Origin of the sequence: Staphylococcus lloydii, from assembly GCF_015775975.1 — a bacterium.
Lineage (GTDB): Bacteria > Bacillota > Bacilli > Staphylococcales > Staphylococcaceae > Staphylococcus > Staphylococcus lloydii.
Window position 1 is genome coordinate 2322403 of record NZ_CP064056.1, and the last position, 15353, is coordinate 2337755.

At 37.3% G+C, this 15353-nt stretch carries 14 protein-coding genes and 2 rRNA genes; all 16 read right to left on the reverse strand.

The genetic code is table 11. The features are described from left to right. Positions 1 to 18: 18 nt before the first annotated feature. The 16 genes from veg to ISP08_RS11545 all read right to left on the reverse strand — a co-directional run bounded on the left by veg (position 19) and on the right by ISP08_RS11545 (position 15234). Positions 19 to 282: a biofilm formation stimulator Veg gene (gene veg / locus ISP08_RS11470; protein ID WP_048793346.1), complete on the reverse strand. Its 264-nt coding sequence runs from the start codon at positions 280 to 282 to the stop codon at positions 19 to 21. A 99-nt stretch (positions 283 to 381) separates the two neighbouring features. Then, positions 382 to 1272 carry a 16S rRNA (adenine(1518)-N(6)/adenine(1519)-N(6))-dimethyltransferase RsmA gene (rsmA, locus tag ISP08_RS11475; protein ID WP_195719576.1) on the reverse strand — a complete coding sequence of 297 codons (891 nt, stop codon included), beginning with the start codon at positions 1270 to 1272 and terminating at the stop codon, positions 382 to 384. Beyond that, on the reverse strand, positions 1272 to 1823 hold the full coding sequence (gene rnmV, locus ISP08_RS11480) for a ribonuclease M5 (protein ID WP_048793348.1): 552 nt from the start codon (positions 1821 to 1823) through the stop codon (positions 1272 to 1274). The genes rsmA and rnmV overlap by 1 nt, the downstream gene beginning before the upstream one ends. Positions 1824 to 1947: 124 nt before the next feature. Beyond that, the gene (locus ISP08_RS11485) at positions 1948 to 2715 is read right to left on the reverse strand and encodes a TatD family hydrolase (RefSeq protein ID WP_195719575.1); all 768 of its coding nucleotides are present in this window, start codon (positions 2713 to 2715) and stop codon (positions 1948 to 1950) included. A gap of 24 nt (positions 2716 to 2739) precedes the next feature. Further along, complete coding sequence (gene metG, locus ISP08_RS11490; RefSeq protein WP_195719574.1) at positions 2740 to 4713, reverse strand: methionine--tRNA ligase; 1974 nt, start codon at positions 4711 to 4713, stop codon at positions 2740 to 2742. A 301-nt stretch (positions 4714 to 5014) separates the two neighbouring features. After that, positions 5015 to 5851 (reverse strand): 16S rRNA (cytidine(1402)-2'-O)-methyltransferase, encoded by an 837-nt coding sequence (gene rsmI / locus ISP08_RS11495; RefSeq protein WP_195719573.1) that lies wholly within the window; start codon positions 5849 to 5851, stop codon positions 5015 to 5017. Continuing rightward, positions 5852 to 6103, reverse strand: coding sequence for a GIY-YIG nuclease family protein (locus ISP08_RS11500; protein WP_048793352.1), 252 nt, complete (start codon positions 6101 to 6103; stop codon positions 5852 to 5854). Then, positions 6096 to 6824, reverse strand: coding sequence for a tRNA1(Val) (adenine(37)-N6)-methyltransferase (locus ISP08_RS11505; RefSeq protein WP_048793353.1), 729 nt, complete (start codon positions 6822 to 6824; stop codon positions 6096 to 6098). The genes ISP08_RS11500 and ISP08_RS11505 overlap by 8 nt, the downstream gene beginning before the upstream one ends. A 101-nt stretch (positions 6825 to 6925) precedes the next feature. After that, on the reverse strand, positions 6926 to 7267 hold the full coding sequence (gene yabA / locus ISP08_RS11510) for a DNA replication initiation control protein YabA (protein WP_048793354.1): 342 nt from the start codon (positions 7265 to 7267) through the stop codon (positions 6926 to 6928). Between the two features lie 15 nt (positions 7268 to 7282). Then, entirely contained in the window at positions 7283 to 8086 is an 804-nt protein-coding gene (locus ISP08_RS11515; protein ID WP_048793355.1) for a PSP1 domain-containing protein, read from the reverse strand. Positions 8087 to 8088: 2 nt separating this feature from the next. Then, positions 8089 to 9015, reverse strand: a complete 927-nt coding sequence (locus ISP08_RS11520; RefSeq protein ID WP_048793356.1) for a DNA polymerase III subunit delta' C-terminal domain-containing protein — start codon at positions 9013 to 9015, stop codon at positions 8089 to 8091. A gap of 110 nt (positions 9016 to 9125) precedes the next feature. After that, positions 9126 to 9455, reverse strand: a complete 330-nt coding sequence (locus ISP08_RS11525; protein ID WP_048793357.1) for a cyclic-di-AMP receptor — start codon at positions 9453 to 9455, stop codon at positions 9126 to 9128. A 27-nt stretch (positions 9456 to 9482) separates the two neighbouring features. Beyond that, on the reverse strand, positions 9483 to 10100 hold the full coding sequence (gene tmk / locus ISP08_RS11530) for a dTMP kinase (RefSeq protein WP_195719572.1): 618 nt from the start codon (positions 10098 to 10100) through the stop codon (positions 9483 to 9485). Position 10101: 1 nt separating this feature from the next. Next, entirely contained in the window at positions 10102 to 11445 is a 1344-nt protein-coding gene (locus tag ISP08_RS11535) for an Orn/Lys/Arg family decarboxylase (RefSeq protein WP_195719589.1), read from the reverse strand. Between the two features lie 677 nt (positions 11446 to 12122). After that, a 5S ribosomal RNA gene (gene rrf / locus ISP08_RS11540) occupies positions 12123 to 12237 on the reverse strand. Between the two features lie 74 nt (positions 12238 to 12311). Next, positions 12312 to 15234 (reverse strand): 23S ribosomal RNA (locus ISP08_RS11545). Between the last annotated feature and the right edge of the window lie 119 nt (positions 15235 to 15353).

The window sequence follows — 15353 nt, forward strand, 5'->3', positions numbered from 1 at the left end:
TTATTGAAATGCTTTTCTCTAGTGTGCAATTGCTTCTTGATGGCTATCTTCTTCGAAAGAAACTTGTACGTTATCAGTTAAAACATCTGTGTATGTATAAGACACACGCTCAAAGTTATGTTTGTCTTGATCAAGTTCGACAATAAATACAGACGGATATGTTTCTTTTAACACACCACAACGTTCAATTGTTTTCTTGCGACCGCCATTTGCTTTGAGTACAATACGGTTTCCTAAATGACAATCAAGTGAATTTTTGATGTCTCCAATAGATTTTGGCATATTGCTCCACCTCGCTACAAGTTGTATAATAACACATTGCGCGCGATTTTGTCAAATAAACGATTAATTTTAGCAAGCTAAAGCAAGAATGTCAATAGATTAAAATTGTAATTCGGGAAATTTTTCTAAATTGTTATAAAGTGTCGCAAACTCCTCTATTGCAAGCGTTTCACCACGTCTAGTAGGTTCTATATCCGAACTTTTTAACCATTCGCCAATCTTAGCCTTCAGCTTTTTACCATTCACAAATAACGATTGATAATTATTATTTATCGTTTTTCTCCGCTGACTAAACGCAGCTTTTGTTAAGCGGAAAAACTGCTCTTCATCATCTACGTTTACAATCGGTTTAGAACGTTGCATTAATTTGACAACGATGGAATCCACGTTTGGCGGTGGTAAAAACACAGATTTAGGCACAGTAAGTACTGTACTAGTTTCTGTATAATATTGCGCTACGATAGATAAAGAACCATAAGCTTTTGTACCGACTTGCGCATTCAATCTCTCGCCCACTTCTTTTTGCATCATAACTACGTAACCGTCTATCGGTAGCGACTGTTGCATTAAGTTTAAAAGTATCGGTGTTGTTATATAATAAGGTAAATTTGCCACGACCATAATACGTTTACAATTTGATAGATGTTGTTCCACATATTGTGCCACGTCGGCTTTTAAAATATCTTCGTTAATCACGGTCACATTATCATATGGCGCTAGCGTGTCATTGAGGACCGGTATTAAGCGTTGATCTATTTCAAAAGCAACTACTTTTTTGGCATTTTTAGCAAGTTGTTCAGTTAAAGACCCCATACCTGGGCCAATTTCAATAACACCTGTTTCATCATCAATCTGACTCGCATCAATAATATTATTAATGATATTAACATCAATCAGAAAATTTTGACCTAAACTTTTTTTGAAATCAAAACCATATTGCGCCAATAAAGCCTTTGTTCGAGATGGTGTAGCAATATCTTTAGTTTCCACTACTTTTCACTTCCATTCTTGTCTAATAGCGCTTCACGTACATCTTGTTCTGTATAGCCAAACGCATTTAATTTTTTCACTAATTGTTTCCCGTTGGAATGTCCAATATTTAATTTTTGGCTTAGTATCGCTCGCTTTCTACGTGCATCATTACCAACAATTAAGCCTAAATCTATTAATACATCCTTACTTATTGATTCATTTCCCTCTTCAAATGGTGTGCTAACATTAATCAATGCATCTTTAATGACTTCTGTAGAAGCATGTTCTACGCCAATTTTACCACGTTTATTACGTGCTTTATCTCTGTCTACATAAGCATGTTTGACGCCTGGTATATAATCACGTATCGTGTTTCTTATTTTATCACCTGGGAAATCGGGGTCAGTTAATACAATGACACCTCTTGTTTCATAGGCTTGTTTAATCACTTCAAGTGTTGCTTGATTAATTGCACTACCATTAGTTTCAATCGTATCGCATTCTACAGCTGATTTAACTCTTTCTGTATCGTCACGACCTTCAACTACAATAAATTCATTTATTTTCATTTATTGTTTCACCTTCTCAATATATTCATTCCTATAAAAAATGAGAAAGATATCGGCTTAACATTTATGGATATTGTGATACTTTCAATTCCAAATATTAGACCAATATCTTTCTCTTTTAACTTTATAATTTAAATAAAGTTTCTGCATTCTTAGTCGTTTGCTCACACACTTCTTCGTAGCTTACACCACGTAGTTCTGCAATTTGCTCTGCAACAAGTGTGACACGCGCTGGTTCGTTACGTTTACCTCTATATGGGTGTGGTGATAAAAATGGTGCATCAGTTTCCACTAACAATCTATCAAATGGGACATGTTGTGCAACTTCTTTAGGCTGTTTAGCATTTTTAAATGTAACTGGCCCACCTAATGAAACATAGAAATTTAATTTATTAATGATTTCGTCTGCTATTTCTGGTGAAGCACTGAAACTATGCATAATACCACTAATTTCTTCAGCATGTTCTTCTTTTAAAATATCCACACAATCTTGCGTTGCCTCACGATTATGAATAATTATTGGTAAATTGACGCGTTTAGCTAAAGCAATTTGTTTTCTAAACAATGCTTGTTGGACATCTTTAGGTGACTTATCCCAATGGTAGTCTAACCCCGTTTCACCAATGCCAATAACTTTTGGATGTTTTGCTAGTTCTTCAATCCATTCTAATCGCTCTTCTGTGCAATCAATAGCATCAACAGGATGCCATCCAATAATGCCATAAATAAAGTCGTATTGATCGATTAATTCCATTGTACGTTCAACTGTAGGCGTATCAAATCCTACGACAAACATACGATCGACACCATTTTCTCTAGCACGCTCGATGACCGCTTCTAATTCTTCGTCATACTGTTCTGCATTTAAATGTACATGCGTATCGATTAACATATTTAATCGCTCCCTTTTACTTTATTATTTGATTACTGCACCGTTTGGAATAGCACTTGGTAAACTTACTAATGTTAAGACACCATCTTTTTCGGCTGATAAAATCATACCTTCAGATTTTTGGCCCATTAATTTCGCTGGTTTTAAATTAGTAACAACCGCTACTTTTTTACCAATGATATCTTCTGGATTGTAAAATTTAGCAATTCCAGAAACTATTTGTCGTTGTTCTGAATCTAAGTCAACTTGAATTTTTAATAATTTATCTGATTTATGAACTTGTTCAGCATCAGTTACTGTTGCTGCTTTAATTTCTACTTTATCGAAATCTTTGATATCGATTGTTTCTTTTGAAGGTACTTCTTCTTCAGCATTATCTTCTTTTGGTGGTTGCATAGATTCTTTGATGTATGCAATTTCAGCCTCACTATCAAGACGAGGGAAGATTGGCGTTGGTTTTTCAACTACTGTAATCGGTTCAGTTAATGCACCGTAAGACTCAACGCTAGCAAGTTCATGTAACTCTGGATTATTAATATTTAATTGTTCAAAGATTTGGTATGGTGCATGTGTTAAGAATGGTCTTAAGATAACAGCGATGATACGAATATTTTCAACTAAGTGAGCCATTACATTACCTAACATGTCTTTTTGGCTCTCGTCTTTAGCTAAAACCCATGGCGTCGTTTCATCGATATATTTATTAGTACGACTAATAAATTTCCATACTGTAGATAAAGCAACAGAAAACTGTAAATTTTCCATGTTTTCATGGTAAGTTTTAACAGTGTCTAACGCCATTTGTTCCATATCTTTATCTAAGTCGTTTTGAGCACCTTTATAAGCTGGCAATTCACCATCAAAATATTTATTAATCATTGAAATAGTACGATTCACTAAGTTCCCAAGGTCATTGGCTAAATCATAATTCGTACGTTCAACGAATCCTTCAGGTGTAAATACACCGTCAGCACCAAATGGTAATTCACGTAATAAATAATAACGTGTAGCATCTAAACCGTAACGGTCAATTAATACGTTAGGATCTACGACGTTACCTTTTGATTTACTCATTTTACCGTCTTTCATTAAAATCCAACCATGTGCAAAGACCTTCTTAGGTAATGGAATATCAAGTGCCATTAATAAAATTGGCCAGATAATTGAATGGAAACGGACAATTTCCTTAGCCATAATATGAATATCTGCCGGCCAATATTTTTGGAATAATGAATCGTCATCTGACAAGTACCCTAATGAAGAAATATAGTTTACCAGTGCATCAATCCAAACGTATACAACGTGTTTAGGATTTGATTTAACACGAATACCCCAATCAAATGAAGTACGAGATACAGCTAAATCTTCTAAACCTGGTTTAATAAAGTTATTAATCATTTCATTTTTACGTGAAGGTGGTTGAATAAAATCAGGATTTTCATCGTAGAATTCTAACAAACGATCTGTGTATTTAGACAAGTTGAAGAAGTAACTTTCTTCTTTGACTAATTCCACATCATGCCCTGAATCTGGACTTTTACCGCCGACAATTTTGCCATTCTCATATACTGGATCTACAAGTTGTGTTTCAGTATAGTATGTTTCATCAGGTACTGAATACCAACCTTCATATTCACCTAGATATATGTCGCCTTGAGACAAAAGACGTTCAAATATTTGTTGTACGACTTCTTTGTGACGTTCTTCTGTAGTACGAATAAAGTCGTCATTAGAAATTTCTAATTTTTCCCATAAAGCTTTGATACCAGAAATCATTTCATCTAAATAAGCTAGCTCAGTTTTACCCGCTTTATGTGCTTTTTCTTGAATTTTTTGACCGTGTTCATCTGTCCCAGTTAAATATCTTACATCGTAACCTTGCATTCTTTTATAGCGTGCAATCACATCACCAGCAGTCGTTGTGTAGGCGTGACCGATATGCAAGTTTCCACTCGGATAATATATTGGGGTAGTGATATAAAATGTATCTTTCACCATCATTGTTCCTCCTCGTTTCTTACACTATAAATATATCTAAATTAATATTTGTTTTCAATGAAGTCTTGATGTGTTGAATTATGCATAAGATTACTTATAACTCATATTTTGACGACACCATGTTACTTCTATGTACACTCAATAAACATCTGATTTTATTAAATATAATTATATGCTCTATCTTATCTACAATACCATAAATCGCTATATATTTGGTACCTTTTTATTTCTATTTAAATTAATAAAATACACGTCAATATTATAGAAAAACTACTCTATTTATTATAAAAATAAGCCATCTTTAATTCACATTATGATAAATATTATAAACTTCGCTCGTTTTCATATTTCTATCTTCAGCCACTTGTTTTATAGCAGCTTTTGGTTTCATATCTTGCTCAATATAAGAAGTCACATGTTCATCAATCGTCATATTTTCAAACCAACTTGTATCTTCTACTTCGGTTGCTCCTTCGATTAAAATAACAAATTCGCCTTTCAAAGGGATTTGCGCCTCGTTGACTGCAGTTAATAACTGTTCTGCGGATTGCGTTTCGATTTGTTCGAATTTTTTAGTAAGCTCGCGCCCCAGTGAAACTTGACGCTCTGCATCAATTTTAGCAATTGCTTTTAATGTATCTTTTACACGATGTGGTGATTCATAAATGATTAGCGTACTGTCTTGATACATGCGATTTTCTAAAACGTGTAATTTTTCTTTTTCTTTTCTTGGTAAAAATCCTAAAAAAGTATAAGTAAACGAAGGCAATCCACTTGCCATTAGAGCTGTAAGACCTGCATTCGGTCCTGGTATCGTTTCGACGCGTATGCCCGCTTCTCGCGCTGCCACTACAAGTTCATATCCAGGATCACTTATAAGCGGCAATCCTGCATCGGAGACTAATGCAATATCCGAACCGTCAGTTAATTGTTCAATAAGCACACTTGTTTGTTGTTCTTTGTTATGATCATGATACGATTTCAATGCTGTTGAAATATCGTAATGATGACATAATTTACTAGTAACTCTCGTGTCTTCACACGCAATCATATCAACAGATTTAAGCGTCTCAACGGCTCTATACGTTATATCGGCTAAGTTGCCTATTGGTGTACCTACTAGAAATAGCGTTCCCATTTATTGCGCCTCCTTAATTAATTGCAGTTTTTTATTTCTTGAATAAGTTTTTATTTCATACTCTCTCTTTAAAGCGCTCGACTTTGTATCATGGATTTCTTGATAGACGAGTTTCACTGGCCTTCTATTTTTAGTATATTTAGCACCCTGACCTAAATTATGTTTCTTTACACGTTGTTCTACGTCTTTAGCATATCCTGTATATAGCGAACCATCTTTACATTTCACTATATAGACATAATGACTATCCATAATATACCTCTCTCATTTCTGATGTATATGTCCCATCCTCGTTATAAATATAAAATGGTGGTTGTATTGTCAAACCTTGATTACCGCCTTTGCGTCCTTCGACAACAATCGTTTGGGCATCTTTTTCCTTTTTACTATACACAAAATATAACTTCTTGGGTTCTATTCCACTATCTCTCATATTGGACAATACATCCATTAAACGCTCAGCACGATGGACCATCACCAACCTACCACCTTGCTTCAATAAATGCCTAGCAGCTATACAACAATCTTCCAATGAACACATAATTTCATGTCTAGCAATTTTATGTGCATTTTTTTGGTGTTGATGTAATTGATTACTTTTAAAATACGGTGGATTGCATGTAACTAAACTATATTGCGACGGTTTAAATTGCGTACGGACCGCTTTCAAATCCATCTCATACATTTGAATCTGAGCCGTTAATTGGTTGAAAGCAATACTACGATTTGCCATATCTATTAATTGATGCTGTATCTCGATACCATCTATTTGGCGTTTTGTTTTATATGACAATAATAATGGCACCACACCATTACCCGAACATAAATCCATGATTGAATCATTTTTTCTAACTTCGGTAAAATGACCTAATAATAGCGCGTCTGTAGAAAAAGAAAACACCTCGTCATTTTGAATGATACGCAGATGTTCTTTCATCAGATAATCTAACCGCTCATGCTCTAACAATTCCATATTATTCCTCCAAAAAAAAGATAAGATGGCGATGCTTGCTATTATTCAAGCCTATCACTAACATCTCATCCTTTAATAACTTATTAATTTACTGTTAAAAACTATTCGCTTAAAACTTCTAAACAAAATAAGCAGTCGTCGCCTTTTCTATGTTTACCAAATAGTTCACCTTTACAAATATGAAAGCCTTCTTTATATAACATGGCAAGGTTATCCTTACTGCGTAACGGCTGTTTGGCGTTAGAAGATTTTGTAGTTTTCTTTGTAGCAGACGCTTCATCTTTGTGAATTAAAGACTTCAGATTGTCATTTTCAATATGTAATGCTACATTTTCTTCTACTAACTCAACCATTAAATTTTTCATTTCAGTCATGTTGTTGTTAACTTCATCAATTTGGCGTTCTAAGCGTGAAAGCTTTTCAAAAATTTCACTTCTATCCAATGTCGCTAAAGCCTCCTAATTAAATGCTTCTAATTCTTCTGCTTTATATTCAAGTGGTTGTTCGAAACCTTCGACTTTAACTTGCATTGAGACGTCTAAAATGTTCAAACCTATTACTTTCCCATTACCATCAGGCGTTTCAATATTGTCACCTACGTCTGGTAACTGAGCACGAGCTTCTTCATAATAGTCATTCTCATATTTTAAACAACACATTAAACGGCCACATGCACCAGAAATTTTCGTTGGGTTTAACGATAAATTTTGATCTTTAGCCATCTTAATAGAAACCGGTTCAAAATCTCCTAAAAACGTCGAGCAGCATAATGAACGACCACACGGGCCAATGCCACCTAGTAATTTAGCTTCATCTCTAACTCCAATTTGTCTTAACTCAATACGTGTTTTTAATTTTTGAGCTAATATTTTCACCAATTTTCTAAAGTCTACACGGTCATCAGAAGTAAAATTAAAAATTACCTTTGATTTATCTAACGTAAACTCACAATTAACCAATCTCATTGATAAATCCAATTGCTGAATCGTTGATTTACACAACTCCATCGCTTCACTGGCGTCTTGCTCATTTTGGTCATATTTTTCTCTGTCTTCGGTTGAAGCTACACGTACAATTTCTTTTAATGGTAAAGTTACGTCTTCATCTGCAACATCTAAAGGCGCATATTTAACGCGTCCCATTTCTATTCCTCTTTTAGATTCAACAACTACCCATTGTCCCGCTTCCAAGTCGTAATTCATCGGGGAATAATACTCTAATTTACCTGACTTTTGAAAGTCAATGCCTACAACATTTTGCATGTTTAATTCACCCCTTTTATAACAATCTGCTCGAATACTAACGTCGGATTAACATTCTGATTTAATTTTTTATTCGCTTCAGTTATTCTATCATACATTAAAACGATTTGATTATAATCAATTTTACTCGCATAGTTTGTAATATCTACTTTAATATCTTGATAAATCATTTTATCATCTATGCCAACTTTTGCGTGCATAATATCTTCAAAAAAAGCGTTAATTGCTGCTAATGTTAGCAATTGCAAACGTCTATTTTTAGCCTGCTTTAATAAATCAACGATACCAATTAAAGCCATATATTTATTTGATAGCAATAAATTACACCATCGCAAAATACTTTTTCGTAACGTCGCTAAATCGGCTTCCTCATTTATACTAATTGCTGTATCTAGTTGCGTCGTATATGTACATAATAACTCAGCAACAGGTCGTGAAATTTCATGCTCTTCAAGTCTTTCAATAAACCGCTCTTTATCAATAGGTTTAAAATAAATGTGCTGACATCTTGAATGAATCGTATTTAAAATTTGTTCCGGCTTGGTAGAAAGCAAAATGGCTACCGTATTTTCTGGTGGTTCTTCTAAAAATTTTAGAATACTATTCTCGCCTTGAACTGTTAATTTTTCAAAAGACTCAATAATATATACTTTATGGTCACTTTCAATTGGCAATTGATTCATATGTCTAACAAGTTGTTCTATTTGTTCCTTTTTTATTGTAGTTTCTTCAGAAGCGACATGCATAAAATCAGGATGGTTGAATGTATCTACTTTTAACTGACACTGTTCGTTATCGTTACATAAAATAAGTTTCGCAAATTCTAAAGCTACTTGTTGCATCGTTTGTGCATCATCACCTTCAAATAAATAAGCATGTGATAATTTATTTGAGTGATAAGCATTTGTCAGCATTTCTTGTTCATCCATCACAAAAATACTCCTTTATATAAAAAGGCTGCATATATAGCAAGTTAATTCATATGGTAATAAAATGTTTACCTTCATGAATTACACATGCATATATAGCAACCATAAATTTAGAATTGATGGAAAGCTTCAACTGGCATTACAAATACCGTCGCTCCTCCAACTTCAACTTCAACTGGATATGGAATATAAGAATCAGCACTACCACCCATTGGTGTAATTGGTGATACAAGTTGCTCTCTATTACCACATGTATCATCGATAACTTTTAATATATCGTCTACACGTTCATCTTCAACACCTGAAAGGAATGTCGTGTTACCTGCTCTTAAAAATCCACCCGTTGTAGCAAGTTTTGTTGCTCTAAAATTGTTTTTCACGAGTTGGTCTGAAAGTTCTTGGCTGTCTTGATCTTGGACAATCGCAATAATCATTTTCATATTCATACACCTCTTCACATTATTATATCATAATTTTTCTAAATATTTGAGAATAGATTTATACGTTGCATCCACTACTTCTTCGACATTTTGATTGGCGTCTATCACAACAAAGCGAGAAGAATCACTGTCTATAACTTTATGATAGCCCTCAACTACTTTTTCATGGAAGGCTACATCTTCCTGATCTAGACGATTTTGTTGACGTAAGTTAGATACGATACGTTGTCGTCCCACTTCAACACTCACATCTAAATAAATAGTTAAATCAGGATATAGACCGTTAATTGCAAACTCATTTATTGCTTTAACTTCTTCTACACCTATACCCCTTGCATAGCCTTGATATGCTAAAGAACTATCAATATATCTATCACATAAAACCACTTTGCCTTGGTCGAGCGATGGAATAACTTTGCCTACAAGATGTTCACGTCTAGATGCTGCAAACAATAGAGCCTCTGTACGTTCATCCATATCTCCACCTTCTAATAATATTTCACGAATTTGTTCTCCTGTAGTAACGCCACCTGGTTCTCTAGTAACAATTGTTTCAAACTCACCTTGTAACTTTGATGCGACTTGTTGTAGTACGGTCGTTTTCCCTGAACCTTCTGGGCCTTCAAACGTAATAAATGCTGACATTTTATTCATCCTTAATTTCTATATAGTTATTTTTTATTCCTTCTACTCTTAGCTTTTGGTTAGACCAATATTGCAATAATTTTACCATATTTGCTGTTATTTTTTCGCCCTTCAACATAATTGGTATACCTGGTGGATAGGGTACTATATGCGTCGCCAAAATTTCACCTTCGGCCTCTTTAACGTTAACTGTTCGTGTCCTGCTATTAGCACTGTACTTATAATGGCCAATAGTTGTCGTTTTCATTTGCTCTTCTTGAGATATCGAGCTCTGCTTTGATAATTTTAGACGCTTTATTTTTTTTAATAACTTATTAAATGGATACGTATCATGTTGATGCCATAATGGCAACACAAACAATATTTGATTTTCATCCGCTAACTCTATAAAAATGTTTTGCGTCTCAAATAACTCTTGTAATTCATATCCATTATACGCATGATGAGACACACAAAGTTTCAATGGATCATCTACTTCAATTACTGTTAAACCTTGTTGCTTTAATTCATTAATAAGCGTTTGCCGTTTTTCGAAAAATATGTCACTTTTATAATTTCTATAAAAATCATGCGCTAACTCTAAACTAGACATTAGCAAATAGGAAGGACTTGAAGATTGAAAATAGCTTAAATAATTGATTACTTGTTGTCTTAATGGAGCGTCCTTATGTATAAACAATACAGAACTCATTGTTAGTGAAGGCAATGTCTTGTGATAAGATTGAACGACAAAATCCGCCTCCAAGTTTAGCGTTGACTGTGGAAAACCTTCCAAATCAAAATGAGCGCCATGAGCTTCATCGACTAATACGGGTATTTGCAGTTTATGTAAATATTCAATCTGTGATTTTATATCGAAACACTCTCCATAATAGTTAGGATAAGTGTAAACCGCTAATTTATGATCATTTTTAAAGTAATCTACATTGTTAGCTGTCGGTCCTAAATATTGAAAAGTATCTTGGCTTATATCCATTCCCAATAATAGTGCATTCCCTCGTGCTATCTCAAGGCCATGGAAAACTGATTTATGTGCATTTCTTGGAATAATGTAATCTCCTGATGCATGAGCAAATGCTTGAATGACTGATAAAATACCGGCCGTAGTACCATTAACCAAATAAAAAGCATCATAGTCTTTATGTTTGCTTATATTGGCCATACTTTCATGTAACACTTCTTCTGGATGATGTAAATCGTCCAATCCAGTTATTTCAGTCATATCCATATTAATATCTAGTTTGTCCAAACTACCAATCGTATTATTTTTATGCCCTGGTACATGCATAGAAATTGGATTTTCTTCCATCAAAGATTTCAATTTATTAGTTAAGGGTAATGCCATCATCCATACACATCCACTCTTTAGTATTACTAATATATTATAAAGTATCACTTTCGCTTCTTCAAAATTTTATTAGTAAATTACTTTATCTTTTATTTAAAATTGATTATAGACCTTACGGTCTTGAAGTGATTTAAAAGAGACTGGTGTATGAAGTAAATGAATGCGTACTCTTTGATTTTAATGTGGCTTACACAGGTGTTGTTCACCTGTGTTCCTTTTCAATTTCTTTGCGCCGAAGCCTATAAATCTTTATTTCGAAATTATCATTACCAAACCTTGCGGTCTTAAAGTGTTTTACATATTAATTAAGAAGTTAAGATTCTTTTTAGGCATAAAAAAAGAGACCCTTAGATCTCTTGATTGCCTGGCAACACCTACTCTAGCAGGATGTAAATCTGCTACCATCGGCGCTAAGAAGCTTTTTTGGCTTGAGGCAAACGCTCGCATCTTTCCTCACTTGCACTCGTCGCTAACTTGCTTACCTGCTCGTAAGCGCGTAGCGCGACGACCTGAGTTCGTCAGCTTCAAACGTTTTCTCTGCGCCAAAGGTTTTTAATGCTTTATTTTTAATTTATAAAAACAGACCTTGCGGTCTTAAAGTGCTTCAATCATTATCTAAGAAGTTAAGCTCCTTTTTTAGACATAAAAAAAGAGACCCTTAGGTCTCTTGTATTGCCTGGCAACGTCCTACTCTAGCGGGATGTAAATCCGACTACCATCGGCGCTAAGGAGCTTAACTTCTGTGTTCGGCATGGGAACAGGTGTGACCTCCTTGCCATTGTCACCAGACAATGATGTATAAAGTTATACATTCAAAACTAGATAGTAAGTAAATATCATTTTACCAATCAAAACATTTAAAATTGATTAAGTCTTCGATCGATTAGTATTCGTCAGCTCCACATGTCGCCATGCTTCCACCTCGAACCTATTAACCTCATCATCTTTGAGGGATCTTATAACCGAAGTTGGGAAATCTCATCTTGAGGGGGGCTTCATGCTTAGATGCTTTCAGCACTTATCCCGTCCATACATAGCTACCCAGCGATGCCGTTGGCACGACAACTGGTACACCAGAGGTATGTCCATCCCGGTCCTCTCGTACTAAGGACAGCTCCTCTCAAATTTCCTACGCCCACGACGGATAGGGACCGAACTGTCTCACGACGTTCTGAACCCAGCTCGCGTACCGCTTTAATGGGCGAACAGCCCAACCCTTGGGACCGACTACAGCCCCAGGATGCGATGAGCCGACATCGAGGTGCCAAACCTCCCCGTCGATGTGAACTCTTGGGGGAGATAAGCCTGTTATCCCCGGGGTAGCTTTTATCCGTTGAGCGATGGCCCTTCCATGCGGAACCACCGGATCACTAAGTCCGTCTTTCGACCCTGCTCGACTTGTAAGTCTCGCAGTCAAGCTCCCTTATGCCTTTACACTCTGTGAATGATTTCCAACCATTCTGAGGGAACCTTTGAGCGCCTCCGTTACTCTTTAGGAGGCGACCGCCCCAGTCAAACTGCCCATCTGACACTGTCTCCCACCATGATTAATGGTGCGGGTTAGAAATCCAACACAGCGAGGGTAGTATCCCACCAACGCCTCCACGTAAACTAGCGTTCACGCTTCTAAGGCTCCTACCTATCCTGTACAAACTGTGCCGAATTTCAATATCAGACTGCAGTAAAGCTCCACGGGGTCTTTCCGTCCTGTCGCGGGTAACCTGCATCTTCACAGGTACTATGATTTCACCGAGTCTCTCGTTGAGACAGTGCCCAAATCGTTACGCCTTTCGTGCGGGTCGGAACTTACCCGACAAGGAATTTCGCTACCTTAGGACCGTTATAGTTACGGCCGCCGTTTACTGGGGCTTCGATTCGTAGCTTCGCAGAAGCTAACCACTCCTCTTAACCTTCCAGCACCGGGCAGGCGTCAGCCCCTATACATCACCTTACGGTTTAGCAGAGACCTGTGTTTTTGATAAACAGTCGCTTGGGCCTATTCACTGCGGCTCTCCCGGGCGTTAACCCTAGAGAGCACCCCTTCTCCCGAAGTTACGGGGTCATTTTGCCGAGTTCCTTAACGAGAGTTCGCTCGCTCACCTTAGAATTCTCATCTTGACTACCTGTGTCGGTTTGCGGTACGGGCACCTAATATTCTAGCTAGAGGCTTTTCTTGGCAGTGTGAAATCAACGACTCGAGGAAACAATTTCCTCTCCCCATCACAGCTTGACCTTATGAGTGCCGGATTTGCCTAACACTCAGTCTTACTGCTTGGACGTGCACTCCAACAGCACGCTTCGCCTATCCTACTGCGTCCCCCCATCGCTTAAAACGAATTTAGGTGGTACAGGAATATCAACCTGTTATCCATCGCCTACGCCTATCGGCCTCAGCTTAGGTCCCGACTAACCCAGAGCGGACGAGCCTTCCTCTGGAAACCTTAGTCAATCGGTGGACGGGATTCTCACCCGTCTTTCGCTACTCACACCGGCATTCTCACTTCTAAGCGCTCCACATGTCCTTGCGATCATGCTTCAACGCCCTTAGAACGCTCTCCTACCATTGTCCTACGGACAATCCACAGCTTCGGTAATATGTTTAGCCCCGGTACATTTTCGGCGCAGTGTCACTCGACTAGTGAGCTATTACGCACTCTTTAAATGATGGCTGCTTCTAAGCCAACATCCTAGTTGTCTGGGCAACGCCACATCCTTTTCCACTTAACATATATTTTGGGACCTTAGCTGGTGGTCTGGGCTGTTTCCCTTTCGAACACGGACCTTATCACCCATGTTCTGACTCCCAAGTTAAATTGATTGGCATTCGGAGTTTGTCTGAATTCGGTAACCCGAGAAGGGCCCCTCGTCCAAACAGTGCTCTACCTCCAATAATCATCACTTGAGGCTAGCCCTAAAGCTATTTCGGAGAGAACCAGCTATCTCCAGGTTCGATTGGAATTTCTCCGCTACCCACAACTCATCCGCTCACTTTTCAACGTAAGTCGGTTCGGTCCTCCATTCAGTGTTACCTGAACTTCAACCTGGTCATGGGTAGATCACCTGGTTTCGGGTCTACGACCAAATACTCAACGCCCTATTCAGACTCGCTTTCGCTACGGCTCCACATTTCCTGCTTAACCTTGCATCAAATCGTAACTCGCCGGTTCATTCTACAAAAGGCACGCCATCACCCATTAACGGGCTCTGACTACTTGTAAGCACACGGTTTCAAGTTCTCTTTCACTCCCCTTCCGGGGTACTTTTCACCTTTCCCTCACGGTACTGGTTCACTATCGGTCACTAGAGAGTATTTAGCCTTGGGAGATGGTCCTCCCAGATTCCGACGGAATTTCACGTGCTCCGTCGTACTCAGGATCCACTCAAGAGGGTTATCGTTTTCGACTACAGGATTATTACCTTCTTTGATGTATCTTTCCAGATACTTCGTCTAACAATAACTTTTGTAACTCCGTATAGAGTGTCCTACAACCCCAACAAGCAAGCTTGTTGGTTTGGGCTGTTCCCGTTTCGCTCGCCGCTACTCAGGGAATCGATTTTTCTTTCTCTTCCTCCGGGTACTAAGATGTTTCAGTTCTCCGGGTATGCCTTCAAACATGCTATGTATTCACATGTTGATAACACGACATGACTCGTGCTGGGTTTCCCCATTCGGAAATCTCTGGATCAACGCTTACTTACAGCTCCCCAAAGCATATCGTCGTTAGTAACGTCCTTCTTCGGCTTCTAGTGCCAAGGCATCCACCGTGCGCCCTTAATAACTTAATCTTTTTGTTTTTAAGTCAAACATAACGTCTAACTCAAAACCCAAAATGTTATTAATCTGTGAGTGTTCTTTCGAACACTAGCGATTATTTTAGTTTGAATTCAAGCTTTTTAAAACTCTA